We start from the raw sequence: 25,346 nt of genomic DNA, 5'->3' as shown, positions 1-25,346 counted from the left end.
TAGTCTGTCAATGTTACTAAAAAATAATAAACTATTGCAAAACGACGAAAGCTCTTACTAGCTTTCGTCGTTTCTTTATTTCTCATGGGTGCAACTATCTAAAATTCCGTTCATTGCTCCCCTCAATCACCTAACCTCAACTTTACGAAGCCATTTTACGGCATTCATCTGCACATTTACGACAATACTCAACACATTTCTGACAATGTGCGTCTTGAAATTTCGAACATTCTGCAGCACAATCGTCACAGATCTTTGCACAGACTTGGCAAAATTCTTTTGCGTATATACTTCCACGAGCCATCCATTGGGCAGCTGTTGCACAGATATCCGCACAATCACGCAAAGTGTGGATACAGTGAATTCTTGCTTGCACGTCTGTCTCTTTAAGACAAGAGGTTAAACATTCTTCACATGCTTGCATACAGTCGTTACAACTATCAATACAACTTTGAAAATGTTGAACCGAAGAATGTGAAATTGTCGTCATTTTTATTACTCCTTCATAATTTTAATGTTTGTTCATCCTAAGTTATATTATCCTAAAAGTGTATTTATATACAAAATCTAGCCAGACTGAGTTCGTGATTTATAGCTTGTACAAAGAAATCGCCCCGTCAAAATGGTTAATAAGGTCTTCCATTTATCCATGGGCGATTTCAATGGAGTTTTATATGCTTTTCTCTAATATGAGTTATTTAGACAAGCTTAGAAGTTGCTTTTTCATTCGTTCGTTCTCTACTTTTAACTCATTATAGTCTTCGTGAAGTGTCCAGTTGGATTGTGACTGGTTTGAATGAGAGTCTTTACCATGCATTCCTCTCATCCCAAACATCATCAATACCATCATCAGTGGACAAATCAACAGCAATAGCAAAGACCAATCCATCTGTGTACCTCCTCTGTAAATTGCTTTCTTTTAATATTTTTATTGTAGAAGAGTTGTATGTGGATATGATGTTGAAAGTTTGCATATTTCATGAAGTTATTGTTCCTTGCTTAAGTGATTGAAAAAAGCAATCCGGGTAATAACAACCATGTTCCTTCCTTTTCCTCTCCAGTCATTCCATAATTCGCAACCAACTGTTGATTTAGTCCCCGATTTAAGATGGATAGGATCACATATCTGAATATTTTTCCTCTCGGTAGCTTACGCTATCTCAAAATTAGGCGACTACAATTGACTACTATTATCGAGTTATGAGTTGACTAGAGCTTGCCTGAATATAGACTGTTTAATATACATGGAATGCCACAACGAAAATATATAAATCGTCCAAATCTTGCGGGAATAATCGGCCGTTCCCATTCGATGTTGTTTTAACATCTCTTTAACAACATTTAGTTGAATCCATTGGTCCACCCCACTCTCTGTAATTTGTTGAAGGATGGTATCACCCATTGGGGTTAATAACCATTTTTTCAAAGGCACAGGAAAGCCTAATTTTGGACGACCTAACACAGAATGAGGTACGATTCCCTCCAGGGCTTTACGTAAGATGTATTTAGTGGTTCCTATTGCGAGCAATAATGAAGCAGGAATTTTCTGGGCAATCTCAAACACTTCTTTATCAAGGAAAGGAACACGAACCTCTAAAGAGTGAGCCATACTCATCTTATCGGCTTTCATTAATATATCACCAGGCAACCAAAGGTTAAGATCTATTAACTGCATACGGGTTACGTCTTTTAAACCTTTGTGCCCCGCGTAAATAGGTTTCGTGATTTCTGTCGTAGTTTCCCAGTATTTATATAGATCCGGATGGAAAGAAACGAGAGACCTTTTCTCACCTTCAGAAAAAATGTTGGCATTTCCGAAAAATCGATCTTCTAAGGGTACCCCTCGGGGGTATGTCAATTGTATTATTACCGTTTTTTCACACCTTCCACTAAACACTAAGCCTCGACGCAAAAAGACCTCTCACAATAAAATACAACCTGTGAGAAGTCTTTTTCTTAAAGAGGATGCATACAAACCCAGAAATTAAAAAGGTAAAAAAACAGATGCTGACCTTACAAACTCATCATTCACTAATCATTTTGAGGTAGCTAGTTTCGCTCACTACACGGCGAGCAGTGACATAACGATCACGATAATATGACTCTGAGAGTCTACTAATTCTTACGCCTTTACTGCTTGAGGAATGAGCAAACTGATCATCACCTACATAAATGCCTGCATGGGAAATTCCTGTACCAAAAGTGTTAAAAAAGACCAGATCTCCTACGCGAAGATCATCTTTAGACACGGGTGTGCCTACTTTAGCTTGAGATTGTGATGTGCGCGGTAAATCACCTGCATTAAATTTATCTAATATATACAATATGAAACCCGTACAATCAAAACCCGCCGCCGTAGTCCCCCCCCATAAATAAGGAGTCCCCAATACCTCTTTCACTTCATTTTCAATACTTACTTCACTTGCGTAGGTGCTTGCAGGAACAGAAGTGAACAATACTGCAGCCCCCACTACGGATAAAATAAACTTTTTCAGAATCAGGTTCTCCCTTCAATGCCTACGGAGTTAGCTGAGGGTTCGGTTAAAGGTTCCCTATATTCCTTTGCTTTCAAGAATAATTCACCCAAGAATGGTTCCCCCGTTTTCAATACGAAATTCGGCAATAATTAATTAATTTTTTGTAACTATTGCTATAGTATTGTATTTATATTCACTGTGTCAATCCGATATAAAATTTTCTATTTTTATTTTCAAACAACACAAATACCACACAATTTTATAGTACAATGCATAAATTTCTAGGATTAGTGATCATTTTCGTGAATTTCATTCAACTTACCATTTTTCATCTTACTTGTATGGATAATAATATATAGAGAAAGTAGTGACATTATTGTAATTATTATTTTCATTGATTTATTTTCTACTTTTACATATCCATAAGCAAGTAAGGTTTCTAACCAAATGGAGGGAAGCTTGCCTACAGCAGTTGCCAACATATAGTTCAAGAAAGTCATACTGGATGTGGTGGCTACCAATGTTACAATGGAGGATGGTACGTAGGGTATGAGCCTAGCCAACAACAAGATGAAAAACTGCCTTAGTGGAGTCATATTGTTAAGATTATTTAACCACAGATAATTTACCCTTCTAAGCTTGTTCACTCTTTGAACACCTAATCGATATAAATTGTAGGATACCCCTGCACCTAAGACCTCACCAATCCACGAGAGCAAAAAACCAGGGTAGAATCCGAAAATCAAAACATTTACGGTGGTCATAAAAACTGAAGGAATTACTCCGATGATACTTATAAAAATACTAATTCCAATGCTTATCAGAAATGACCATATCCCCAGCGCACTTAACAATTCTGCAACTTGTTTTGAATAAATAGAAAACATCAGCTCACCATCTTAAAATGATTTAATTCTGATTACCAGTTAACGTCAAAGCTACAACAATCAACATATAACCAAGCACTAAAATCTCATGGTGTCCTTATAGGTAATATTGAATTATATAAATTGTTCAATCCTGTTTAAAAAATCTATACCCTATACTCCGAACCGTCTGAATTGGACTATATTTAAGCCCAGCGTTTTGGAATTTTTGGCGAATTTTCTTTATATGGGTATCAACTACACGATTTTCTCCTTCGAAATCATATCCCCATACACTATCCACCAATTCCTCTCTGGTAAAAGTTTTTTCTCTTCTTTGAGCAAGAGTAACAATCAAATCAAAATCCTTTTGAGAAAACCCCTCCAAGATCCCATCAATATAAATCTCCCTCTTTTTTGGATATATTATTAACCCAGGGAATTCAAGGGATCTTTCTTTTTCAAACATGGATTTTGTAATTGCTACCCTCCGGAGAATGGAGTATATGCGGGCTAATAACTCTTCAGGTTCAATATTCTTGGTTAGGTAATCGTCAGCTCCAATCCTAAGCCCGCGAATCTTGTCCTTAGTATCTCCCTGTTCCGTTAATATCAGCATAGGTACAAAAACGGTTTCCTTGACTACCTTACAGACTTGCCATCCGTCCATATCAGGCAAAATAATATCCAATAATATAATATCAAATGAGTACTTCTTTAACATTTCCAGTGCTTCTGTTCCTGTAGTCGCTTCTTTTACATAAAACCCTTGTTTCTCCAGATAAAACCGAAGCGATTTTCTCATATTCCATTCACTATCTGCAATTAAAACTTGATGTATAGACAATATGTTCACCTGCTCCGTTCCAATTTCCCTTATTATATATAAATTTTGTGTAGAAAAAATGTAAGTTAATTTTTAGGAAAAGAAAAAGCTTCTTAAAAGAAGCTCAGAGTGTCGAGAAACCCAGGTTATTTTAATATCTTGGGTTTCTTTTCATGTTTAGGTGGCTGTAAAATCGGGAAAGTAGGGGGATTACCCCTACTTTTCCAGGCTATCCAGGTGGATCGCCATCTTCTTCATGTTCTGCACGGCTGCCGTCATCAGTGCTTGTTCCCTGACGTTCCGGAGTCCGCGCAAACGGCAATAGCGAAACCCATGGAGCTCTTTAGCATCCGCGAAGCTTCGCTCAATCGTTTCTTTTCGTTTGCGGTACAGCTGTTTGCCAGACTTGCTGAGCCTGTTGTTCCGAACCCAATCTTTACTGTCCTCCCAAACGTGCCGGGTTACCACCTTTCGATGATTTCGGGACTGTGTACATTGACCCAGCAACGGGCAACTCTTGCAATACTCCGGATTGGAAGCATACTGTCGGTAACCTTTGCGGTCTGTGGTTCTGTATTTCAATTCGTGACTCGCTGGACAAACATATAGATTACGTTCGGGATCAAAGGTAAACTTCCACTTTGGAAACAAGCCTTGCTTGGGGTGAAACCTCCGGTGAGCAATCACGGCAAAAATCTTTCGTCTTTGTAGCCCCCGACAAATCGGTGTAGTCAAATATCCTGAATCGAGTGCAACAGCCTCAACTGCAAACCCAAAACGATCTTGCTGGCGACCTAAACGCGACAAATAGGGCACGGAATCATGGACATTTCCGGGCGTTACGTGCACATCGGTAATGAGGTTGTACTTGGTATCGACCGTACGGTGGTCCAAATAAAAGAAGCTTTCTGGTTTGCCATCACGAATCATATATCCACTGTCTGGATCAGTTGTGCTCACTTTAATTTCTTTCTCTTCGTTCACTTCCTCTCTGGGTTTTAGGGCTTTTTTCCATGTTCTTTCCGGTCATCAGCCACGGCGGTATTGAGTTCGTCAATGTAATCTTTGGTATTTTGTAGTACTTGTTGTTTGGTATAGTGATGTTTATTCGCATTGGCTTTCACATGGGTCGAATCGGTCACGAGAACACGTCCGCCAATCATTCGGTGCGAAATACCTTGGAGAACAATCTCATCGAAAATATCCTGAAAAATCGTTGTATCTTTAAACCGGGTCCGCCGGTTCCAGCTAATCGTTGTATGGTCAGGAACCTTGTCGCTAAGCCCTAGACCCAAAAACCAACGATAGGCCAAGTTGGTTTGGATTTCTCGCTCCAATTGACGTTCGGAACGAATACCGTAAAAGTATCCAAGAAAAATCATCTTAAATAAAATAACTGGATCTATAGCTGGGCGTCCGTTATCGGCGCAGTATAGCGGTCGAACCATTTCATCAATAAAAGAAAAATCGATATATTTATCCACCTTTCGAAGCAAGTGGTCTTCGGGGACCAAATCTTCTATGGAAACAAATTCGTAGGATTGTTGTCTTTCTCGGTTGGAACGTAACATTCAACACACCATCCGTTCTATAAATAGTTACCTATATTATACAACATTAACGCGGTGTCGTCTTAAATAATTAGGGCATAAAGAAGGCTGTCGAGACTTTCTCGACAGCCTGAGCTTCTTAAAAGAAGCTTTTTCAGTGAACTAATTTTTCACTTTTCGTAATATTCGTTCATATCCTTTTCTGTCTTCCGAAACTGCTTCAATGTAATCAGAATAATCAAGTTCAGTGAACACTTCTGTGTATTCAATCCATACCTCATCTATAATACTTTCTTTAACATTATTGCGTATCTCACGAATTAACTCTTCATATCCGTCATTTATTCCCGTCATCAGTCTATAAAAATTGTTGTTAAAAATAAGAATTTTCTTATATTCGTTATTGTATGTTCCCAGCTTTTTATCAGCTGATCTAATCGTATCTTTAATGTGGCTTGTTGAGGATAAAAACGTAGAGCTTAGTACACTACAAGGAACCAAGGTTTCACTAATTGAGTCTGTAAGTTGAAGAGAAATATTTAACTTCTTTTCACCAGATTTAATATACTCTTCAGTTTTAATAGAATGTTCTAAAAATTCAGCTCCATTAGTATATATATCATCTAAATCACTAATTTCAGGTCTTTTATATAGATTTCTTTTCACTTTATTCAGATTATTAAACTTAAGCTTCATGTATTTGGAAACATCCAAAGTTATACTTCCGAACTCTGCATTTCCTTTTCTCATATATTTAGCTTCATTGTATACTGCATAAATATTCTAGAGGTTAGATCTTCCTTCTCTAAGTCATTGTATTTATTACCTAAAATAGCTGATAAGCTTAATATTGTTCCATCAAAAGTCAGTTTAACACCCATTATCTCGGATTTTTTCGGTTAATCTTTTTGCGTATCTCTTTATTTTTGCCCCTAAAGTTCTCTATCAATTCAGCAATTTTTTCAGTAAAGGGATGGCGTAAAGTAAGTTGTGTACCAAGATTTGGAGCCTAGCAGGCAACAAAAAAGTAGGGTATTCTCGGGATTGCGAAACCACCAAGAAAGGAACCCTACTCGATGACTATTGTACCCGAAAATCTCATGAATAATCTATTTGAAAATCTTGTCACTACGTTTGTCAAAGACAACTTGGAATCTATCATGAGAACGGAAATTCAGCACTTCATGGAGAATGAGCAAGCGGGTGAGCGTAACAGCCGCAATGGATATTACAAACGGAGTCTGCACACCAAATACGGTCATTTGGAGGATCTAGAGGTGCCTAGAGACCGTAAAGGATACTACCAGACACAAATGTTTGAACCGTATCAACGCAGAGACGGCTGGCTGGAAGAGGCGGTGATCCAAATGTACAAAAGCGGCATGGGCACACGAGACGTGGCCCGTTTCATTGAAAGTATGTTCGGCAGCCATTATTCCGCAACGACCGTGAGCAACATTACCGCAACGGTGCTGGAGGACATTCAGAACTGGCAGGCGCGTCAGCTCGCCCAACGCTACTCCGTGATTTACCTGGACGGTCTCTATGTGAAGCTCAAACGAGGCACCGTCGACGGTGAAGTCATCTATTTTGCCATGGGCATTGAAGAGGGACATCGTCAAATCCTCGGGTTTTACGTCGGCGGTCAAGAGAGCTCCAATGGGCTGGCGGGAAGTCCTAAAAGACCTCTACACCCGTGGTGCACAGGAAGTCCTGCTGGGGGTGTTTGACGGCCTGCCGGGACTCGACGCTGCATTTAAAGAAACGTATCCTCAAGCCGATGTGCAGCACTGTGTGGTTCACAAAGTGCGAGCGACATTTCCTAAAATCCGGGTGGAACACAAAACCGATGTCATTGAAGCCCTTAAGACCGTGTATACCGCACCTGATGAAGAGTTAGCCCGGGCCGCATTCGATACGGTCAAAGCCCGGTGGGGCAAGCTGTACCCGAAAGAAATGGCCTCATGGGAAGAACAGTTGTCAACCTTACTGACGTTCTACAAGTACCCGGCGGAGATCCGCAAAGCCATCTACACGTCGAATCCGATCGAGCGAATGAATAAGGAAATCCGTAAGCGACTCAAACCAATGAATAGTCTGACCAATATGGACGCGGCGGAGAAAATCGTGTACTTGGAAGCGACGGATTACAATGAACGCTTTGCAGAACGTGTAGTCCCAGGATTTGGTGTGGATGCGGTGAAAAAGAAGCTGAATGAGCTGTTCGAAGCCCGCTATCCAACAATACCAACACGGGAAGGAGAGTAGCTTCCGCTCGTCCTGTTTCTGGGGGCGGGGTTCCCCCGCCCCAGAAACACCTGCATACCTAAAACACACTCGTAGAGTTACTTCTACTCTTTTACACAAACTTCTTGACGCTACCAGTAAAGGATATTGTTATATTTATTTCTGGATTAACTAATGTCTTAGCCTCTATTACTGTTTTTTGTCCACCAAAAACGAAAGAAATTTCAGGCCTTTTTCCATCTGCTCCTGAAATATCTAAGCATTCGAAACCAATATCTCGTAAATCAGTATTGTAAACTCTATTAATAAAATCATTTAAAAATAAATTCACTTCACATTTTCTCTTTTCACATATTCCGGTTGTAACATAGCTACATATTTGAGTCATATATAGGCTCAAACCCAAAATTAGCGGTTGAAAATTGAGTGCGGAAAAAAAACGAGGATAGAAATGGAAAAACATCTGCAAATCCTGTATTGTTGTAAGTCCTACCAAACAACAAGAAAAGGAAATGACAGATGCCACTCCAGTATATTAACGAAATGCTCGGATTACCAGAGCTACAACTGCATAACGTTCTCTCCCACAATGCAACGGAAGTGCATTTGGAAGCCTCACCGGTGGCACACAAACAGCCCTGCCCAATCTGCCACTCCGAACAAGCGGTGAAGCGAGATGGCCGCAATAAGTCGCGCAAGATTCGTCATGTCAGCATCTTTGGTAAAAAGTGCTTTTTGCATATTCCCTCGCTGCGCTTAGCCTGCTCGCGGTGCAAGATTGGGTTTGTTTGGTCGTATGCATGGGTGGGTCCCAAGGAACAATACAGCCGTCTTTTTCCGCTCACAGACTGTAAACCAGGCACTGGGCTCCACGGCAGCGCATAGGCGAGAATGCAAGATCTACCTGCCAGCACGGTTCAGCGCATGCATCAAGAGGCCTTGCCCGCAGAGAATGAGCGTCTACTTGAGCAGGCTTGGCGTCAAGCCAAAGACACGCCAGAACTGGTGCTCGGCATCGACGACTTTGCGATCAAAAAAGGATACACCTACAATACTGGCATTCACGATCTTCGAGGCGAAACCATGCTAGACCTGCTGGCTGGGCGAAAGCTGGATGCGTTACGTGCGTATGCCCAGCAACATCCCGATTTTTTGAACCTAAATCCCAAGGCAGTTGTTATGGATCTGGCTCAAACGTATCACACTTGGCTCAGCGAATGTTTTCCGGGGGCGCTCCGAATTGCCGATCGGTTCCACGTTCACGGTTGCGTCATTGAAAGTGTCCAGGCGGTCCGGAAATCAGTTCAGTCTACCCTTTTCCCCCGGGCCAAAGTCATCTTGAAAAGTCATCATCGCCTGCTGAATCCGCCTGCAGATTCCTTACCCGAAAAGAGCAGAACTCAGTTAGATCAACTGCTGGCATTCTCGCCGCTGCTGCGTGAGGTATGGGAATGGAAAGAGGCGTTTCTCACTGGTATGATTATTCGCCAAATCACCATGTGGCCCAGCTTGGGTTTACTCGTTGGTGTCAGCAGGGGGAAGCCCTTGAGCACGAAGCGATGCAAAGCGCCTTGAAAACGATGCGAAATTGGGAAGAGGAAATTGTGAACTACCATAGCTGCCGCTGGACGAATGCGACGTTGGAAGGAAGACATAATCGCATCAAAGCATATCAGCGTCGACATTATTTCACGCGCAATCGTCGATGTTACAAAGCTGGTATTTTAATCGAATGCAATCGGCTACGCTTATTAGGATGAAAATATCAACCGCTAATTTTTAGGTTGAGCCTCTTAAGTAATCAAAAACTTTCATGCTTCACCTAATTGAAATTTATTTACAATATGCTGCGATTGTGTTTGGAAATGGTTTCAGGTGTTTGTGCAATTGCGTATAACGTCCTTTTTACGAACTTCGTAAAAAGTCTATCCTAAAGGTTATTCGTGAAATTGTTGAACAATCCTGCCTGTTAGTCCGGCCCAGAAATTCTTACTCCCTCTTACAGTAATATCATGCTTTTTTGACGTCTTTCCGGTGGTTTGGTTTTGAATATATTAATTATCGGTTAACGGTACATATTCTTGGCCTATTTCGGCATTCGGTACATATTCTTGTCATTAGCTTTTGACAAGAATATGTACCGTAAAAAAGAAAAACCCGCAATTTATGCGGGTTCTATGCGGAACACATTCTTGTCATCCGACACTCGTTTATTATTATACCGTTAAAAGACAAGAACTTGTATCTATGCCCTCTCTTAGGATGACAAAAGAGCTGATCTTCAACAAGATCAGCTCTTAGTTATTATTTAATCCATTTTTTTGATTCATTCAGGCATAAACCATCGAAATCTCAGAAGTAACATTTACAATCAGTTAATGTATTTGGCTCATTTATTTTCTCTTGATAGATATTATATTCACTCCTTCCTTAGAAAGTTACAATAACTTTGCCTTGTGAGTGACCAGTAGAAACTTGATGTAATGCCTTATTAATATCATTAAATTTGTAAATTGAATCAATTGAAGCCGTAATATTCTCATTTTCAATAAGACTAGTAATCTCTTGTAACTGTCTCCCATTGGCTTGCACAAATAAAAAGTGATATTCTTTATTATCTCTTGCTGATAAACGGTCTAAACGAGCACCCACTAAACCAAACAACATTTTCTTCCAGATTGGAAAATTATTTTGGGCGGCAAAGCGATAATTTGGTAATCCCTTCAATGATACTAATTTTCCTTGAGGTCTTAGAATATCAAGTTCCGTTTTTATTTCGTCTGTACCCAAGGTGTCTATCACATAATCTATATTGGATAGAACCTCAGCATAGTGTTCCTCTTTATAATTTATAAATCTATCTGCTCCAATCGAAAGTGTGCGTGATCTCCCTCTTTCACTACCACTTGTAATAACGCATAACCCCATTGATTTAGCAATAGGGATCGCCATTGCACCGAAACCGCCGGTTCCGCCAGGAATAAATAACTTTGCATTAGGCTGAGCATTTAGTACATCCTTCAATGCTTGATAAGCTGTTAATGCAGTAAGGGGGACTGCAGCCGCTTCAATAAAGGATAGATTTCTAGGGATTTTAGCTATAGCGTCATCTTTGACCGCCACATATTCAGCAAAAGCTCCTATTTTATTCACCGGTAACCTTGTATACACTTGGTCACCAACCTGAAAATCAGCAACATCTTTACCAACTGCCTCAATAACACCAGATAGTTCATTGCCTAATGTTAATGGGAAATCATAATCAGCAATCATTCGGATACTGCCATTTAAAATAAGAAGATCTAATGGATTTACACCTGCAGCTTTTACTTTAACGAGTACCTCACGATTATTGATTTCCGGTATTTCCACATTATTTATGACCAACTTAATTTCTTTTGAGTATTTCTGCATTTGAGCAGCTCTCATGTTCTGCCAACCTCCTATCCACTAGAAAATCTTATGGCGTACAAATTTTAGTTGTACGCCATTTGTGGTTTCACATATCCTTATTGCTGTTGAGATTTTAATTCTTCCATTTTTGGATAGTCTGTATAACCTAAGCTTCCGTTACCTGCGTATAATGTTTTAGGATCAACCTCATTTAAAGGAAATCCTTTTTTTAGACGGTCTACTAAATCGGGATTAGCTAATGACCAGACACCGATTGGTACCACATCAGCAATACCATTCTCAATATCTACACTTATATCTTCAAGTGCTCGTCCTGCTCGATTGACCAATAATGGATTTGTCCAAATCGAACGGATTTCTTGGAGCAGTGTTTCGTTCCCTAAATGCATTACATGGAGGTATGCTAAATTATACTTAGCCAATTCTTTAACAAGATAGCGATAAACCTCAGGTCCTTGTTCACCCTCATTGATCCCACCAAGAGGTGTTCCAGGTGAAATACGGAAGCCAGTTCTTTCTGCTCCAATTTCATCAATGACTGCTTTCGTTACTTCGATTGCAAAGCGAGCTCGGTTCTCCACAGAGCCACCGTATTTGTCGATTCGTGTATTAGAATTTTCACCAATAAATTGATTGATTAGGTAACCGTTGGCTCCATGAATTTCAACTCCATCAGCACCTGCTTTAATAGCTGCTGCGGCTGCTTTACGGAAGTCTGCAATAGTATTTTGAATGTCTTCTTCACTTAGCTCACGTGGGACGGGTATTTCCTGCATTCCTTTAGCAGTAAACATTTCTACACCAGGTGCGATCGCAGAAGGTGCAACGGCTTGACGATGATGCGGAGTATTGTCGGGGTGGGACATGCGACCCACATGCATTAATTGTATATACATAAACCCACCTGCTTCATGCACTGCATTCGTAACCTTTTTCCAACCTTCTATCTGCTTTTCAGTATAGATACCAGGTGATTTTAAATAACCTTGTCCATCATCAGATGGTTGTGTACCTTCACTAATTATTAATCCCATAGATGCTCTTTGAGCATAATAAAGGGAGCTTAATTCCCCCGGCGTACCGTCCTTTTCCGCTCTGCTACGTGTCATAGGTGCCATTGCTAAACGATGAGGTAATTCTATATTTCCAATTTTCGTTTTACTCCACAATTTGTTCATTTTGTACACTCCTCTTTGAATTAAGTTACAACGAAATTGTTACTAAGAAAGATTTGGATATAGTGCAGGAACGCCTACTGCAAGTGCACCTTGTATCTTACGGCTGTCATCATCAGCAATAATTTCAAAGCTTCCAGATTCTATGCCATCAATAGCTATTTTTGCGATATCTGCAGGGTTTACTTTGGGAACTTCTAAGGTGGTTGTCATGTCAGTATCCATAAAACCCACATGTAATCCTGCTACTCTAATATTATGAGGATACAGATTTAAACGTAAATCGTTCGTCAATGCCCACTCTGCAGCCTTTGCAGCTGAATAAGCACCTACAGTTCCAGAACTAAACCAAGATAATGCGGAAAGAACGTTCAAAATGGATCCTCCCCCGTTTTTTTCGAGTATCGGTGCAAAAGTACGCACCATGGATAATGTACCGAAGAAATGCGTATCAAACTCCAAATGTATTTTTTCTACATCATCGTCCAGTAAAGAGGCACCAGTAGATGATCCTGCATTATTGATTAAAAGCGTAACATCCTTTGCGAGGATAGCAGCTTCTGCAACTTCTTGAGGGTTGGTAATATCAAGCTTTACAGGTATAACGCCTGGAATATCAATGGTCTCAGGATTTCTTGCACTAGCATAAACTTTGGCCCCTCTGGATAGAAGTTCAAGGGTAAGATGGCGCCCAAAACCTCGGTTTGCTCCAGTCACAAATGCCACTTGTTCGGAAATTTTCATTTTATTAGCTCCTTTTATCCATTTTTTGAGTACAATTCCTCATAATCTGAGCAAATAGTGACTCACTTTTTGATAAGTTCTAGGTATAGAAAGGTCTTACCATTTAAGAATGATCATTCTCGAAAGCGCATAAGAATGGATCATTCAAGAAAGTAAACTATAAGCAAGGGAAGAAATGCATTTTGAGAACGATCATTCTAGAATATACATAAGTAATTATATGTGAATAATAATTACTTATACAAAAGTTTAATAGATAAATCTGCTATACGATGTAATTTTTCTTTAGGCATGGAGGTCCTTGTCATTACCCTTAACCCCACACAAACAGAATGCAGATGTTCCGCTAGATCGTCGGCTTTGTAATCCGAGCTAAATTCTCCATCCTGCTGCCCCCACAGAATAATATCTTTGAACAGCTGCTCTGATAATGTGAACGATTCAGTAGACTTCAAATCCACATCTGTATCACGCATTGCCAACTCCACCGCTGAATTTACCATCAAACAGCCTGAAGGCGAATCTTCTTCACCATTTATTATGGAACTAAAGATAAGCTGAAGAGCCTCTGTAGCAGTCTTAGAGCGTTTAACTTCTCCAGTAAGCTCAGTATTCACTTTATCGCGAAAACGGTCCATTGCTTTTAAAAACAGCGTATGCTTGTCACCAAATGTGTCATATAAACTTCTTCGATGAACTCCCATATGCTCGACCAGATCTGTCAAAGATGTTTTCTCGTAACCCTGCTCCCAAAAAAGCTTCATCGCCTTATCTAATACTTCGTTCTCTTCGAATTCTTTGCTTCTTGCCATTCTATTCCCTCCCTAATAGTCAATGTAACATATTGAGAACGATCGGTAAAGAATAAAATATACTTCCCATTAGCATAAAAAAGCAGATCGAGTTGGCCGTATGCTTTCCTGTGTCTATTTCACTATCCTAACCGTGAGACTTGAAATCCTGTATAACAAGCTGAGACCTTTAATTCTAAAACTTTATCGAAAATATCAAACTAAGTCCGAATTATCCATCAGCTACATTGGAATGACTTTAACTGCCGTCCAGTTTGCATCTGCGGCATTTACCAGAAATGCGTATTTATAAAGACTAAATAGCTAATAAAAAGGAACTGTTGTGAATTAACTATACTGGAAGATACAAAGAAACAAACTCATCGACTATATATGTATAAATTCTTACTTTTTGTTCGTCAGCTTCGCCTTCAGGCGAAAGGAAAGAATTAATTGAACTCTATAGGTTCCTCTTCAGGGGATTTCCGCCAAACTAGGGTCAGCCAGCACAGCTCGGGAACCCTATTGGGAGCTACAAAGCACTGGATCATGTTGATTTTAAGTAATATCCTGCTTAAGACAATTACCTGTTGTTTTGAATTCACCACAAAGCGATTTAGTTGTCTTATAAAGACATATTTAGATAATCATTGAATCGGCAATAGTACCATGTTCTTGTCCATTATCGGCAATGGGATCAAGTTCTTGTCCTGAGCAAAGGACAAGAACTTGATCCCTTAAAACAGAAAACCCGCGTTGGGCGCGGGCTCTTATGGGACTATGTTCTTGTCCACCGACAACACTACAAGTCTATTGTTGTCGGTGGACAAAAACATAGTCCCTTGTAGGACAAGAACTTAGTCCCTTTGCCGACAAAGCCCTTATTCTGGCCATAAAAAAACAACTCAACTGGAGCAGTTTTCAATAATCATGCTTCTTTGTATAAGAACTTACGTAATTAATCAGTTCATAATTTTTTGGATAATCAATGGATATCCGTGCTGGTACATAGGATTTCATTTTTGAAATAGCTTTCTTTTTTCTTAAGCTATGATTGGGGCATTGATATTCAGTGATTCTTGTGTTGATTGTATTCTCATAATACATCTTAAAGTTTATACTTTCAGCGCTCTTACCTTTAACCTCTTGGTATTTAAAAGCCATTTTGAAGTTAGTTTTTGTGCTGTTGTGAGAATTGAAGCATTCGTGGCCCAGCTCACTGCCGGCATGCCTTAATGGTCTATATATTTGGCACAGGCCCCTCAAAAAAAATAACAGAACCCTTAACTTAAAGCACTTTAAGGGTTCTGTTTATTATTTTATTTATTTGACATATTTAATTGCATACTTGTCAAGAAGCATTTCGGATTTGTTCAATTGCTTAATTCCTTCTGCCTTCTTTTTTTCACCTGCATTAAATTTGGACCAATTTATTTTGGTCGTCTTCAAGCTGTCCCGCATTATAGTGAGCCCTTCCAGTTGGAGTTTTGCTCCTGCAAGAAAGTAGGTATGTATTTCTTTCAACTCTACATTATTAGCTTTGAGGTTTTTCAACCCGGATACAAATTTAGTATAATTGGGCAATACAGTATTGTTTAAAGTAAGAAAGAGTGTTTTTCTGGTTGAATCGTTCAGGAGTCTATTTTGATTTAACGTAGTTATGGCTTTCTTTTCATAGCTTCCTAATGGCTGCAACTGCTCAATGTAATCTTCCAGATCCTGTAACATAATTTCTTCGTGTGTAGGTTCCTTTATAACTACCGGCTTAGTTGGTTCAGGAATGACTGTATAATCATCCACCACTTGAACAGTAAATACATAAGGTTCAAACTTTTCTCCAATATTGACAGTTAAGGTAGCATTCCCTTTATTTATTGCATGAAGTTCAGAAACCCATTGCGTTTTTCGTACGACCTTGACAACATTCTCATCTGAAGAGATTGGAGTGAAGTCATGTTCCGTAACGTCTGCATCGGTCCAGTCGGTGATGGCTATTTCGTATGACTTCCACTCCCCAACTCTTATCTCAGCAGGTTTGGTCACTTTGACAATGTCGGTGATGTTCCGTGCAGCCGCATAAATACTGCCAGCCCCAAATACAACCGATACTATAATTGCTAGCATTAGCGAATAAATCCAACTCTTTCGTTTCATATAGCCTTATCCCCGCTTAATTATTAATAGTAAAGCATCTACCAATTTTGCTAAAACATTTCATGAATAGGTCGCAGGTAGCAAAAGCAGCATATTACTTTCCTCTTATATTATATAACTTAGCAGGAATAATTGTCTTATTTTTTTGGGTTATCTTCCCATTTCGGGGTACCCTCTTTAACTTATTTATTCCATAAATGGAAAAGGGGCAGCCATCTTCGTCCGGTTTCCGGCATTGTCATACTCATAAAAGGATCGGTTTTACGTCCGGGTCTATTCTGATCAGCTCTCACAAATATCCGTCCTCCAGCAGATTCCTGGCGGACGGATATTCAGCTTGTTATTTAATTTAATTATATACAATCTGTGCTGCCTCTTCCTGGGTGCGGCAGCCCTTGGGCTCAGTTCCTTACCCAAGTCCGTGAGTATTCCCGCATCTACAAACTGCTTCATGATATTGTACAGAAAGTCAGCCCGCTTCACCTGGGCCTCAGGTGCAAACACATAGCTGCTGTATTGTTCCAAAAACCAATAATTAAAAGAATTGCAGCACCTAATTCAATAATTCCTGTGACAACACGGAACCATTGTGGCAGACGCCATTGTTTAAAAGCTTCAATATGCATTTTTGAACCAAAAACCTTTCCTATACCTGCCCCTAACATTATGGCTAAAAGCCTTGTATAATCCACGCTAAAATTGTCAAATTCATTTCCTCCTATTTGTTATAAACAATTGGCATTTTGATAATCCATTTATCTTTTCGTAATGCTTCAAACATGCAAGCTGCTACGTTTTTACGTGAAACGTTAAATTTGCCCGATGTATCACTGAATGAAGTCGCATAACCATTCCCTTCTTTATTTACATTTGGATTAATGATTCGTACGACGGACCAATCCACTTTGCTCATATGAATGATCTGTTCAATAGCTTTCATTTCTGCGAAACCAGTTGGATACAGTATTTTCGCCATTATGTTAGGCATAATTGTATCGCTTGTTTTTTGTCATCTGCTGATTTAAGTGTAGGCGTAGCAAGTTTAATAGAACGTTTTACACCATGTTCCTCCATTACACGTAAAATCATGTCATGAGCCTTTGTAATCGGTATCGCTATAACTTTTCGGCTCTTTGTACATCGGCTGCGAACCTTGAATTCGTACGTTTTACTTAGGAAGGGTATCACTTCAACTCATCCATGAATAGGCTGTTGTAATAAATTGAATAATGGAGGTATCCCAGATGACCTTTGGGAACGAATATCCAAACAGCCAGGCTAATCCATCCGTATCCCCTTACTTTACCCGTTACAATCCTTTCCCCTACTCTCATTACTACCATCTCTTCCGTTCAGAAAGCATTCTGGCAGATCTACCCTCAGACAGCGAAAACACCAAAAAAGAACTTTTAAATGGTTATAAGAACGAAAATGTATGCAGCGGACAGGGAATTGAGCTAAATACCGGAGGAAAAGTAGGTGGTAAACACGGCATTGGTTTAAATGCTGGCGGAAATTTAGCCTTAGGTAGCATGAGTATGTATGCAGGCGGCCATATGGGCACTCCTTCATATGGAATCCATGCGCAAGGCAATACTCATCTGAACAGCAGCGAGGGTCTAGGGCTCATTGCCGAAGCCCAGTCCTTCGGCAAGTACGGGATTGCGGCTCAGGCAAAAACCCAAATAGGTGGCGGTCAAGAGGCTGGTTTTTATACGGGGGCGCAGGTCGGAGGAGAGTACGGTATGAGTGCTGATGCCGATGGACACTTGGGTTTCAGTCAAGGCGCGGGACTGCAAACCCATTTACAGCTTGGTGGCGAAAATGGTCTCGGCGCCCAGGCCAAGGCACAATTCGGCGGCGGTCAAGGAGCAGGCTTAGGAGTTGCCGGACAGGTAGGCAAATATAATGGAAAGTTAGGATTTAATATCGGCGGCAAGGACAAAGAAATCAAGGAGTAAAAGTTGCCCCAACGTTAAGTATAACCTTTCATTAGACATCCATTTAATCGTCAATGCGACTATATACTTGTCCCTTAGGAAATAGGTAATTATTTCTAAGTTTAATTGATGAATATTAAATCGGTAATAAAACCATGTTTCTGTCCATTAACGGCTAAGGGATCAATTGAGTAGCACTTATCGTTTCAAGTTATCTCTATCTCCCATAGTCTAGCGAATCGTATACATGTAAATGTTAGCGAAATGCAACTGTTGTTGATAGTCTATCGGTTTAAAACGTTCCGTTAACTTACCAATATAAAAGCCACTGTCGATCCCTCTTTTGAGAGTCACAGTGGCTTTTATAAATTAATTGAAGATTTTTGGAAGAAATAAGTGTATATATCCCTATTAAGTAAAATTTAATTTCAGTACTCTTAATTAAATTATTTTGTTCAGCAGAATTCATTAATTTATTAATAGAATTAAGCGCAGTATCTTTGAAAATTTCTTTGGTTTAAACTCACTTGACCCCATTTTTCTAAATCACCATGAATTAGAAACAACTGACAATCACCAACGGAAAACCAACAAAGAACGTTCTCTTTTCGAATACAGATTAAGCAAGATGCTTCACCATTTAAGGAACGACATTTATCAATAAACCTATCCGATTGAAATATTTGTAATAGTAATATTTCAATCAGATCAAACAAAACATCGATTTTTGAATCGAGAATCTCTTTAATAGAATTTTCTTCTTCTTTTAGCGTGGCAATAATCAGTTCTGCACTATCACAAGAGCTATGTGCATCAATTAATGTTACAAACTCCCATGAAATGCTTTGCCAAACTAATAAACCATCCTCATTTTTATGTGCCCCACTCTCAGTGTTTCCGCCATACCTACCGATAGTTATGTGTTAAAATTTCTCTACTGATGGCAAATTGAGATATGCTTGTTCAGAACCAATCCAGTTTAAATCTTTTAAACTATTCGATTTCACGCTGAAGAACACCTCTCAATCGGGAACAGACTTCTTCTACTTGATTAACTGTACCATGTACTTCTTTATAGTTTCTGATAATTGTTGGATGCCATAATTCTTTGGGTGTGCCAGGGTACCTTGGGATAAGGTGAATATGAAAATGAGGAAAAGCATCACCTTGTACAAAGCTATATACATGTTCAGCGTTTTCTGAGTCTTTTAATACTCTACCTAACTTATTTAAAATAAAGCCAATAGCACGTGCTTCATCATCGTTCATATCACCATAGCCAGCTGCATGCCGCTTTAAATCCACTATAAGGTAACCCAAATAAATCAAAGGTTCATTAGATCCAATGTGTCCCACATACACAAATTCATCTTCATAAATGCACCCACCATTTACTTTAAGTTCACCATTATGTTTGCGGCATATAAAACAATCATTTGAAGACATCATTTTAGTATACGCTCCCTTATTCTCAATTTAAAAATCCAAAGAAAAAAACCTATTGCCTACAAAGAGGCGATAGGTTTTTACCAAGCGCGGTACCACTCTTCTTGATTCGTGCTTGAATAAAACGAATCATCTTTGGACCCGATAACGGGGTTAGCCGATAAGACTTAATAATATTCAGTCTTATCACTCATGGGTGAGTTGAGGAACCTGTACACTGTCTCACACCTCCCGACAGTTCTCTGAGCAACAGGTATATCCCTTAATACTCCCAATCTTTGCGTTTTGATAATATTTATTCAAGCTTATAGTTAACAATATCTTCCTGTCAATAACCCTTCGATCTTTTTCTTTCGGTTGATGTCCAACCTTAGTTAACTAAATGTAGCGCTGTTTGACTCGATCTATGACGCGATAGTTTAATGCGCTTAACATATTTTTATCTGTCGACTTGGCATTAATCTTGATAGATATTCTCTTGAGTGTCCACAAGCTTCCGATAATATCCCCCCAAAGCCATTAACACACTATGTCCACCTTGTTCGACCACATGCCCATTATCCATAACCAATATAAGATCGGCATCTCGAATCGTGGATAAACGATGTGCAACAATGACTGTGGTTTTTCCGAGCCTTTCTTGTCTCAATGCAGCTTGAAATTTTCTTTCCGTTTCCAAATCCAAAGCGGATGTCGCTTCGTCCAGAATCAAGACTTCTGAAGGTCTCAGCAATGCCCTAGCTAGAGCCACTCTTTGGCGCTGTCCACCTGAGAGTGTAATCCCTCTCTCACCAATAATAGTATCGAGCCCATTCAATAGAGAGTGGATAAAAGATTCCAGTTGAACTATTTTTAGCACCCGCATAATGGCTTCATCACTTATTTCTTGCCCCATTAGCAGGTTTTGGCGGAGGGTGTCATGGAACAGATAGGGCTCTTGAAGTACGATGGCCGTATTCATTTTCCAATCATCATAATCCCATTCTTTCAGAGGAATACCGTTTACAAGAACGTTGCCTTCCCCAGGGTCATGCAGCCCGAAGAGGATACCAGCCAGGGTTGATTTTCCGGATCCGCTTCCGCCGACGATTCCGATGGTCTTCCCTATAGGCAATTCGCACTCAATCTCGTGCAAAGCATCTGATTCCTGTTCCGGATAGCGGAATGTAATCTTATCAAGATATATTGTTTGTACACCGCTTTTAAGACGCCGCTCCCCCGATTTCTCAATGGGTTGTTCGGTAAATTTCATAATTCGTTCCACATGCGTTAAATGACCTATTATATCGGTTCCCGAATCGAATAAAGCAAGGACCGTTGATAAATATTGCGTTCCAAAAATATAAGTGACTACAAAGACACCTATCGACATTTGGCCATTATAGACCATATAAGCGCCATAGAAAAATATGAAGAGTAACGTGACCCATTCCAGTCCCTTACTCCATATGAGCTTTTTATTATTAGTCCGGACTTCTTGCATGCTATGATCGTAGTATTCTTTAAATAGGCTATTGTATCGTGACGAGTCCCATTCATCCAGATTATAGGCTGTAATTTCTCTGGTAGCAGATACCCCCTCTTCCAAACAGACCCCTAATTTATAACGGGCATCCCAAACCTTCTTCCGGGCTTCTTTTGTTTTAATTCCATAGAAGTATCCCAGCCATACATAAATAATCGCAGTAAGAATACAGATGAATAGCATTTTGGGGCTGACCCATGCAATGAAAATAATCAATGCGAGACTTAACGTCAAATTTTGAATAAAATTCCAGAGGCGATCTGATAAAGCGAATGGAACCAGATGGAGTTGCCATAAAAACAAACTCACCATATCATTAATACGTTCTCGTTGGATTCTCAGGATTGACACCTGATTGATATAACGCAGGAGCCATCCAGACATGTCCAGACGAAGTCTAGAATAATTTTGAAGGGATACGTAGGGACTTAGAAATGTCAATGAGGCATGCAGAAGATAGCAAACACCGATAATCAAGATTGTTGAACGGAGGAGATTCATATCTCCCTTAACAATTACATCGTCAATTAACTGCTTTTGGTAAAAGTTCCCTCCAAATTGAGTGATGATCTGGATAACGGTTAGAACCAGTATTAGGACCAACAATAGCTTCTGCCGCTTTAGATATGTCCATGTCCATTTGAAGTATTTCATGCCATGTCCCCCTGCCCCTTAACAAGTTGGAAGAATTCACCACACGCATCTATCAATTCTTGATAGGTTCCTGATTCAACGATCTTTCCGCCCCTTAGATAAACAATAACATCATAATCTTTAATCGTTGAGATTCGATGGGCAACTGTAATCATGGTTCGGTTCTTCATCAAGCGCCCTATGGCATCCGTTACTTCTACTTCATTAATATTATCCAAAGCGGCAGTGGCTTCATCCATCAGCAAAATCGAAGGGCTTTTTAAAAATAAACGGGCAAGGGATATTCTTTGTTTTTGCCCTCCTGAGAGTATGACTCCTCTTTCCTTTACCAGGGTGTCATAGCCTTGCGGCAAGCTCATGATAAAATTGTGGGCAGCAGCCGCTTTTGCAGCAGTTACCACCTCCTCGTCACTAGCTTGAGGTTTTCCGACCAATATATTCTCTTTGATCGTCGAGCCGAACAGGTAAGTTTCTTGAAAAATAATACCCACCTCTTCTCGCAGCTTCCAAAGTGGCCACCTTTTGATGTCGACCTGATCAATGGTAATTGAGCCTTCTTTAATGTCATAAAACCGAGGAATCAATTTCAATAAGGTAGATTTTCCTTCTCCGCTAGGGCCAACAATAGCAACTCGTTGCCCGGCTTTAATATTCATTGAAATCTCTTGTAACACGTCAACTTTACCTTTATACGCAAAACTAACATTCTTAAATGTTACATTCCCTGCAACCTGTTCTATCACAGAGGGACTCTTGTCCTCTGTAATTTCAGGTTCCAGCTGATGAAGAGAATATAAACGTTCGATTTGCTTCAGCATCGTTCGTTGCTCGGATGTTAAAACGATAAAGGCGGTCATATTCTTCATAGCTATAAAAAAGTAAAGCAAAAAAGCAGAAATTTCACCTACGGTCAGGATGTTGGAGTTATGAAGGTAAACGGCATAGAGCATAGTTCCGATAGCGCCGGCATATTGTGCTAAACGTCGGAGTGACGTCCGGAGGTTTTGGTAAGAAAATGAGCGTAGCAATGTTTGGTTATGCAGAAGAACCGCAGATTCACTCCGACGGTTGCCCCACAGTTCAGCTGAATTAATCTTGAGTTCCAACTGAGAAGACAAGGTCTCATAAACGGTCTGATACAAATGAACCCTCTGGTCTCCCCACTGTTTCCCGTAATCGGATACTTTCTTATCCAATTTGGAACCGAACAAATGGTAAATAAGGATCGTTGGGATAAGAATAAGTGTAAGGCGAACACTCATCGTGCTCATTAAGAAGATCGAAACGGCGCTGAACAGTCCAGTACGTATGTATTTTGGGAGCAGCTCCCTGTAGTATTTTTGAAGGGAATCTACCTCCGTCTGTAATAAACCTATACTTTCTCCAACCGGATGTTCCTCAAAATAAGAAAATCCCATGCCCTTTATTTTTTGATAGACACTGTACTGAATATCTCTTGCAATATACTCTTGCATGCTTCTTTCCATGGTATTTTTTTTATATGATAGAAGAATGCTGACGAAGACCAATATCACCAAGCTGAAGATAGCGTAGATAATAAAATGCGGATTTCGTACAGGCAACACCTTATCAATGAAGATCTGTAGGGATTTTGGTAATAATAGCTCAATGATTGCAATAATGATTCCCAACAATACAGTCAGGGTAAACGTAATACGGTATGAGCTTAAATACGATAGAACCCATCTGTACATTTGCGAATAAGATTTATTGATAGCGGTTTCATTTTTAGTTTCTGGGTTAATTTGACCAATCATCAATGTTACTCCTGTCTATTTTCATATTTAAGAGGTTCAATGATTCACACATCGCCACTTGTTTGACGTTTACATTCAACCTCCTCTCATATATTAATAAAAATAACTATTAATGTATATAATATAAAGCATGATAATGTATGTAATATATATCATTTATTGTATGTGAAGGATTGTAATATGAAGTGAGAAAGCTGATTTTGATCAAAAATAATAGCCCATGACTGATTCGTGTAGATTGAAGGTTATCACCTCATACCTACACAAGGAGAATCAGAACATGAACTATACTCACTTAGAATAATCTAACATAGTAGGTCATGAGAAAGGCAAAAAAATGATTGAAATCCAAACAAATTAAGTATTACCGGAGTTTCCGTCTGAGCGGATCCCCTTCCATTTATCTTCTTGTGGTTATTACAGCTCGCGATCGATAATTTTCTACCCAGGACATCCGGAGCCATTACAACCGCCGAATGATCCTGACCGGGCAGGGTATCGATTTCAGCCAGAGGAAGCAGCTCGGCAAGCTGACGAGCTGCTTCATGGATAAATGGCTCGCTGTTCTACAAAATGAAATGCTTAAAAACAGAGCCTCGCGCTGGGCACGGGGTTCTGTATTTGCTCATTGCTGGTGATTGTTATTATTTATTCACGAACCAATTTGTCAGCCCATGCAAGGAGACCGCCGGTCATATTAATAACTTTATATCCCTTAGCGTTTAAAAGCTCACAAGCCATTCCGCTGCGATTACCGCTGCGGCAGATCACGATTGTCTCACGTGCAGGGTCAAGTTCGTTCAGTCTCAAAGTCAGTTCACCGAGCGGAATATGCTTAGCACCTGCAACATGGCCTTCCTCTCATTCTTCGAGTTCACGAACATCGAGCATCGAGAACGACTCCCCTTGATTAAGACGCTTGGCTAGTCACTAGAGTTTATTTCTTTAAAAGTCATGCTGTATTCATCCTTCTGGTGTTTGATTATCTTTAGTCTTCCCGTGTTTATCTGCTTTTTACAAGTAATTCCACGGCTTCTTTGACCATTTTACCTGGATCGGGATTACCGTTGGCTTGTTCTTCTAAAATACACTGCTGCAAATTCTCCGCCACAATTTGAGCAAGCGCTCTGTCGGAAGCGTTACGAACCGCGGACAACTGTGAAACGACCTCTTTACAAGACTTGCCTTCTTCCATTAACCGCAGTACGCCGCGAATCTGTCCTTCGATTCTGCGCAAACGGGTTTTGATCTCATTTGGATAATTGTAATCCATAACTGTCATCTCCTCATATATACTATACCTGGATAGGTATAGTATAGAGCAAAACAATTAAATATACACCTAAAAGATCCATGATTAAAGCATATCTCAGTACCTTTACATTTATTTTAGCGCTGATTTTTGATCCCAATGGCGCATTGATCAAGCTGCCAATGACTGTAAATAGTGTCGGCCATAAAGGTATAGTTCCTCCCGAAATTTTACCAACCACTCCGCCAATGGCTGAAATAAAGACTATCGCCAGTGAGGAAGCAATGGTCGTCCGTGCTGGAATGTGGAGCAGAGTGAGTATGACCGGAATCAGAATAAAAGCGCCTCCAGCGCCTCCAAAACCTGAAACGATTCCGACTATAAAGGCGGATATAATCGCAACTTAGAAGAACCCTCTTTTGCACATAAAACGAACTTAATCCTCTTGGACAAAATAAAAACTCCCCCTCAGTAACGGTTTATATAAAACCTGTCCACATGAAGGGG

The 25,346-nt window shown here is 39.9% G+C and carries 23 protein-coding genes, 4 pseudogenes, 1 riboswitch and 1 other annotated feature; of the genes and pseudogenes, 4 read left to right on the top strand and 23 right to left on the bottom strand.

Annotated elements, in window-relative coordinates; all coding sequences use genetic code 11:
- Nucleotides 1–142: 142 nt before the first annotated feature.
- The 8 genes from ACN6MV_RS15845 to ACN6MV_RS15810 all read right to left on the bottom strand — a co-directional run bounded on the left by ACN6MV_RS15845 (nucleotide 143) and on the right by ACN6MV_RS15810 (nucleotide 6,469).
- Nucleotides 143–490 carry a four-helix bundle copper-binding protein gene (locus ACN6MV_RS15845; RefSeq protein ID WP_094874475.1) on the bottom strand — a complete coding sequence of 116 codons (348 nt, stop codon included), beginning with the start codon at nucleotides 488–490 and terminating at the stop codon, nucleotides 143–145.
- Nucleotides 491–694: 204 nt separating this feature from the next.
- Nucleotides 695–889: a DUF2933 domain-containing protein gene (locus ACN6MV_RS15840; protein ID WP_094874474.1), complete on the bottom strand. Its 195-nt coding sequence runs from the start codon at nucleotides 887–889 to the stop codon at nucleotides 695–697.
- Between the two features lie 309 nt (nucleotides 890–1,198).
- Entirely contained in the window at nucleotides 1,199–1,675 is a 477-nt protein-coding gene (locus ACN6MV_RS15835) for an asparagine synthase-related protein (protein ID WP_419884385.1), read from the bottom strand.
- A 349-nt stretch (nucleotides 1,676–2,024) separates the two neighbouring features.
- Complete coding sequence (locus tag ACN6MV_RS15830) at nucleotides 2,025–2,495, bottom strand: C40 family peptidase (RefSeq protein WP_094874472.1); 471 nt, start codon at nucleotides 2,493–2,495, stop codon at nucleotides 2,025–2,027.
- A 4-nt stretch (nucleotides 2,496–2,499) separates the two neighbouring features.
- Nucleotides 2,500–2,632: riboswitch (cyclic di-AMP (ydaO/yuaA leader) on the bottom strand.
- A 132-nt stretch (nucleotides 2,633–2,764) separates the two neighbouring features.
- On the bottom strand, nucleotides 2,765–3,364 hold the full coding sequence (locus tag ACN6MV_RS15825) for a TVP38/TMEM64 family protein (protein WP_094868928.1): 600 nt from the start codon (nucleotides 3,362–3,364) through the stop codon (nucleotides 2,765–2,767).
- Between the two features lie 127 nt (nucleotides 3,365–3,491).
- Nucleotides 3,492–4,190: a response regulator transcription factor gene (locus ACN6MV_RS15820; RefSeq protein ID WP_373455871.1), complete on the bottom strand. Its 699-nt coding sequence runs from the start codon at nucleotides 4,188–4,190 to the stop codon at nucleotides 3,492–3,494.
- A gap of 195 nt (nucleotides 4,191–4,385) precedes the next feature.
- Nucleotides 4,386–5,740 (bottom strand): IS1182 family transposase gene (locus ACN6MV_RS15815; protein WP_256989708.1). Its coding sequence is split into 2 segments (ribosomal slippage): nucleotides 4,386–5,170 and nucleotides 5,170–5,740, totalling 1,356 coding nucleotides; the frame shifts between segments, so codons are not numbered across the junction.
- A 141-nt stretch (nucleotides 5,741–5,881) separates the two neighbouring features.
- The gene (locus ACN6MV_RS15810) at nucleotides 5,882–6,469 is read right to left on the bottom strand and encodes a hypothetical protein (protein WP_094868929.1); all 588 of its coding nucleotides are present in this window, start codon (nucleotides 6,467–6,469) and stop codon (nucleotides 5,882–5,884) included.
- 326 nt (nucleotides 6,470–6,795) lie between these two features.
- Here ACN6MV_RS15810 and ACN6MV_RS15805 point away from each other — a divergent pair.
- Nucleotides 6,796–7,987, top strand: a pseudogene (locus ACN6MV_RS15805) (IS256 family transposase).
- Between the two features lie 91 nt (nucleotides 7,988–8,078).
- Here ACN6MV_RS15805 and ACN6MV_RS15800 read toward each other — a convergent pair.
- Complete coding sequence (locus ACN6MV_RS15800) at nucleotides 8,079–8,297, bottom strand: hypothetical protein (protein ID WP_094868930.1); 219 nt, start codon at nucleotides 8,295–8,297, stop codon at nucleotides 8,079–8,081.
- A gap of 188 nt (nucleotides 8,298–8,485) precedes the next feature.
- Here ACN6MV_RS15800 and ACN6MV_RS15795 point away from each other — a divergent pair, with 188 nt between their 5' ends.
- Nucleotides 8,486–8,851, top strand: a complete 366-nt coding sequence (locus ACN6MV_RS15795) for a transposase family protein (RefSeq protein ID WP_348536932.1) — start codon at nucleotides 8,486–8,488, stop codon at nucleotides 8,849–8,851.
- A gap of 6 nt (nucleotides 8,852–8,857) precedes the next feature.
- A pseudogene (locus ACN6MV_RS15790) lies at nucleotides 8,858–9,726 on the top strand (ISL3 family transposase).
- Nucleotides 9,727–10,396: 670 nt separating this feature from the next.
- Here ACN6MV_RS15790 and ACN6MV_RS15785 read toward each other — a convergent pair.
- The 7 genes from ACN6MV_RS15785 to ACN6MV_RS15755 all read right to left on the bottom strand — a co-directional run bounded on the left by ACN6MV_RS15785 (nucleotide 10,397) and on the right by ACN6MV_RS15755 (nucleotide 17,232).
- A complete protein-coding gene (locus ACN6MV_RS15785) occupies nucleotides 10,397–11,395 on the bottom strand; it encodes an NADP-dependent oxidoreductase (RefSeq protein WP_042127969.1) in 999 nt (332 codons plus the stop codon).
- 80 nt (nucleotides 11,396–11,475) lie between these two features.
- Complete coding sequence (locus tag ACN6MV_RS15780) at nucleotides 11,476–12,558, bottom strand: alkene reductase (RefSeq protein WP_419884382.1); 1,083 nt, start codon at nucleotides 12,556–12,558, stop codon at nucleotides 11,476–11,478.
- A gap of 42 nt (nucleotides 12,559–12,600) precedes the next feature.
- Nucleotides 12,601–13,299 carry an SDR family oxidoreductase gene (locus tag ACN6MV_RS15775; protein ID WP_419884381.1) on the bottom strand — a complete coding sequence of 233 codons (699 nt, stop codon included), beginning with the start codon at nucleotides 13,297–13,299 and terminating at the stop codon, nucleotides 12,601–12,603.
- 233 nt (nucleotides 13,300–13,532) lie between these two features.
- On the bottom strand, nucleotides 13,533–14,111 hold the full coding sequence (locus ACN6MV_RS15770) for a TetR/AcrR family transcriptional regulator (RefSeq protein WP_419884379.1): 579 nt from the start codon (nucleotides 14,109–14,111) through the stop codon (nucleotides 13,533–13,535).
- A 1,302-nt stretch (nucleotides 14,112–15,413) separates the two neighbouring features.
- Nucleotides 15,414–16,244, bottom strand: a complete 831-nt coding sequence (locus ACN6MV_RS15765; protein WP_042127961.1) for a hypothetical protein — start codon at nucleotides 16,242–16,244, stop codon at nucleotides 15,414–15,416.
- A 479-nt stretch (nucleotides 16,245–16,723) separates the two neighbouring features.
- Entirely contained in the window at nucleotides 16,724–16,870 is a 147-nt protein-coding gene (locus tag ACN6MV_RS15760; RefSeq protein ID WP_419886768.1) for a DoxX family membrane protein, read from the bottom strand.
- Between the two features lie 92 nt (nucleotides 16,871–16,962).
- On the bottom strand, nucleotides 16,963–17,232 hold the full coding sequence (locus ACN6MV_RS15755) for an NAD(P)H-binding protein (protein ID WP_419884377.1): 270 nt from the start codon (nucleotides 17,230–17,232) through the stop codon (nucleotides 16,963–16,965).
- Between the two features lie 256 nt (nucleotides 17,233–17,488).
- Here ACN6MV_RS15755 and ACN6MV_RS15750 point away from each other — a divergent pair, with 256 nt between their 5' ends.
- A complete protein-coding gene (locus ACN6MV_RS15750) occupies nucleotides 17,489–18,205 on the top strand; it encodes a hypothetical protein (protein ID WP_419884376.1) in 717 nt (238 codons plus the stop codon).
- A gap of 464 nt (nucleotides 18,206–18,669) precedes the next feature.
- Here ACN6MV_RS15750 and ACN6MV_RS15745 read toward each other — a convergent pair whose 3' ends face one another.
- The 7 genes and pseudogenes from ACN6MV_RS15745 to ACN6MV_RS15715 all read right to left on the bottom strand — a co-directional run.
- Nucleotides 18,670–19,098 carry a protein phosphatase 2C domain-containing protein gene (locus ACN6MV_RS15745; protein ID WP_419886767.1) on the bottom strand — a complete coding sequence of 143 codons (429 nt, stop codon included), beginning with the start codon at nucleotides 19,096–19,098 and terminating at the stop codon, nucleotides 18,670–18,672.
- Between the two features lie 79 nt (nucleotides 19,099–19,177).
- Nucleotides 19,178–19,633: an HIT family protein gene (locus ACN6MV_RS15740; RefSeq protein ID WP_419884375.1), complete on the bottom strand. Its 456-nt coding sequence runs from the start codon at nucleotides 19,631–19,633 to the stop codon at nucleotides 19,178–19,180.
- A gap of 59 nt (nucleotides 19,634–19,692) precedes the next feature.
- Nucleotides 19,693–19,918, bottom strand: a binding site (T-box leader).
- Between the two features lie 169 nt (nucleotides 19,919–20,087).
- Nucleotides 20,088–21,809 (bottom strand): ABC transporter ATP-binding protein, encoded by a 1,722-nt coding sequence (locus ACN6MV_RS15735; protein WP_419884373.1) that lies wholly within the window; start codon nucleotides 21,807–21,809, stop codon nucleotides 20,088–20,090.
- A complete protein-coding gene (locus ACN6MV_RS15730; protein ID WP_419884371.1) occupies nucleotides 21,806–23,587 on the bottom strand; it encodes an ABC transporter ATP-binding protein in 1,782 nt (593 codons plus the stop codon). The genes ACN6MV_RS15735 and ACN6MV_RS15730 overlap by 4 nt, the downstream gene beginning before the upstream one ends.
- 648 nt (nucleotides 23,588–24,235) lie before the next feature.
- Nucleotides 24,236–24,433, bottom strand: a pseudogene (locus ACN6MV_RS15725) (rhodanese-like domain-containing protein); the annotation flags it as partial.
- 157 nt (nucleotides 24,434–24,590) lie between these two features.
- On the bottom strand, nucleotides 24,591–24,860 hold the full coding sequence (locus tag ACN6MV_RS15720; RefSeq protein WP_042127950.1) for a metal-sensitive transcriptional regulator: 270 nt from the start codon (nucleotides 24,858–24,860) through the stop codon (nucleotides 24,591–24,593).
- A gap of 22 nt (nucleotides 24,861–24,882) precedes the next feature.
- Nucleotides 24,883–25,242: pseudogene (locus ACN6MV_RS15715) on the bottom strand (TSUP family transporter); the annotation flags it as partial.
- Between the last annotated feature and the right edge of the window lie 104 nt (nucleotides 25,243–25,346).

The organism is Paenibacillus sp. B-A-8, assembly GCF_048572915.1.
Taxonomy (GTDB): domain Bacteria; phylum Bacillota; class Bacilli; order Paenibacillales; family Paenibacillaceae; genus Paenibacillus_AQ.
Note: the sequence above shows the minus strand (reverse complement) of the source record. Positions and strands in the feature narration are given on the sequence as shown.

Bases quoted from the DNA above. Each gene is read 5' to 3' on its own strand.
- ACN6MV_RS15845 (WP_094874475.1), bottom strand. From the start codon at position 490: ATGACGACAATTTCACATTCTTCGGTTCAACATTTTCAAAGTTGTATT.
- ACN6MV_RS15840 (WP_094874474.1), bottom strand. From the start codon at position 889: ATGGATTGGTCTTTGCTATTGCTGTTGATTTGTCCACTGATGATGGTA.
- ACN6MV_RS15835 (WP_419884385.1), bottom strand. From the start codon at position 1,675: ATGCAGTTAATAGATCTTAACCTTTGGTTGCCTGGTGATATATTAATG.
- ACN6MV_RS15825 (WP_094868928.1), bottom strand. From the start codon at position 3,364: ATGTTTTCTATTTATTCAAAACAAGTTGCAGAATTGTTAAGTGCGCTG.
- ACN6MV_RS15810 (WP_094868929.1), bottom strand. From the start codon at position 6,469: ATGAGAAAAGGAAATGCAGAGTTCGGAAGTATAACTTTGGATGTTTCC.
- ACN6MV_RS15795 (WP_348536932.1), top strand. From the start codon at position 8,486: ATGCCACTCCAGTATATTAACGAAATGCTCGGATTACCAGAGCTACAA.
- ACN6MV_RS15785 (WP_042127969.1), bottom strand. From the start codon at position 11,395: ATGAGAGCTGCTCAAATGCAGAAATACTCAAAAGAAATTAAGTTGGTC.
- ACN6MV_RS15780 (WP_419884382.1), bottom strand. From the start codon at position 12,558: ATGAACAAATTGTGGAGTAAAACGAAAATTGGAAATATAGAATTACCT.
- ACN6MV_RS15775 (WP_419884381.1), bottom strand. From the start codon at position 13,299: ATGAAAATTTCCGAACAAGTGGCATTTGTGACTGGAGCAAACCGAGGT.
- ACN6MV_RS15770 (WP_419884379.1), bottom strand. From the start codon at position 14,111: ATGGCAAGAAGCAAAGAATTCGAAGAGAACGAAGTATTAGATAAGGCG.
- ACN6MV_RS15765 (WP_042127961.1), bottom strand. From the start codon at position 16,244: ATGAAACGAAAGAGTTGGATTTATTCGCTAATGCTAGCAATTATAGTA.
- ACN6MV_RS15760 (WP_419886768.1), bottom strand. From the start codon at position 16,870: ATGCATATTGAAGCTTTTAAACAATGGCGTCTGCCACAATGGTTCCGT.
- ACN6MV_RS15755 (WP_419884377.1), bottom strand. From the start codon at position 17,232: ATGCCTAACATAATGGCGAAAATACTGTATCCAACTGGTTTCGCAGAA.
- ACN6MV_RS15750 (WP_419884376.1), top strand. From the start codon at position 17,489: ATGACCTTTGGGAACGAATATCCAAACAGCCAGGCTAATCCATCCGTA.
- ACN6MV_RS15740 (WP_419884375.1), bottom strand. From the start codon at position 19,633: ATGATGTCTTCAAATGATTGTTTTATATGCCGCAAACATAATGGTGAA.
- ACN6MV_RS15735 (WP_419884373.1), bottom strand. From the start codon at position 21,809: ATGAAATACTTCAAATGGACATGGACATATCTAAAGCGGCAGAAGCTA.
- ACN6MV_RS15730 (WP_419884371.1), bottom strand. From the start codon at position 23,587: ATGATTGGTCAAATTAACCCAGAAACTAAAAATGAAACCGCTATCAAT.
- ACN6MV_RS15720 (WP_042127950.1), bottom strand. From the start codon at position 24,860: ATGGATTACAATTATCCAAATGAGATCAAAACCCGTTTGCGCAGAATC.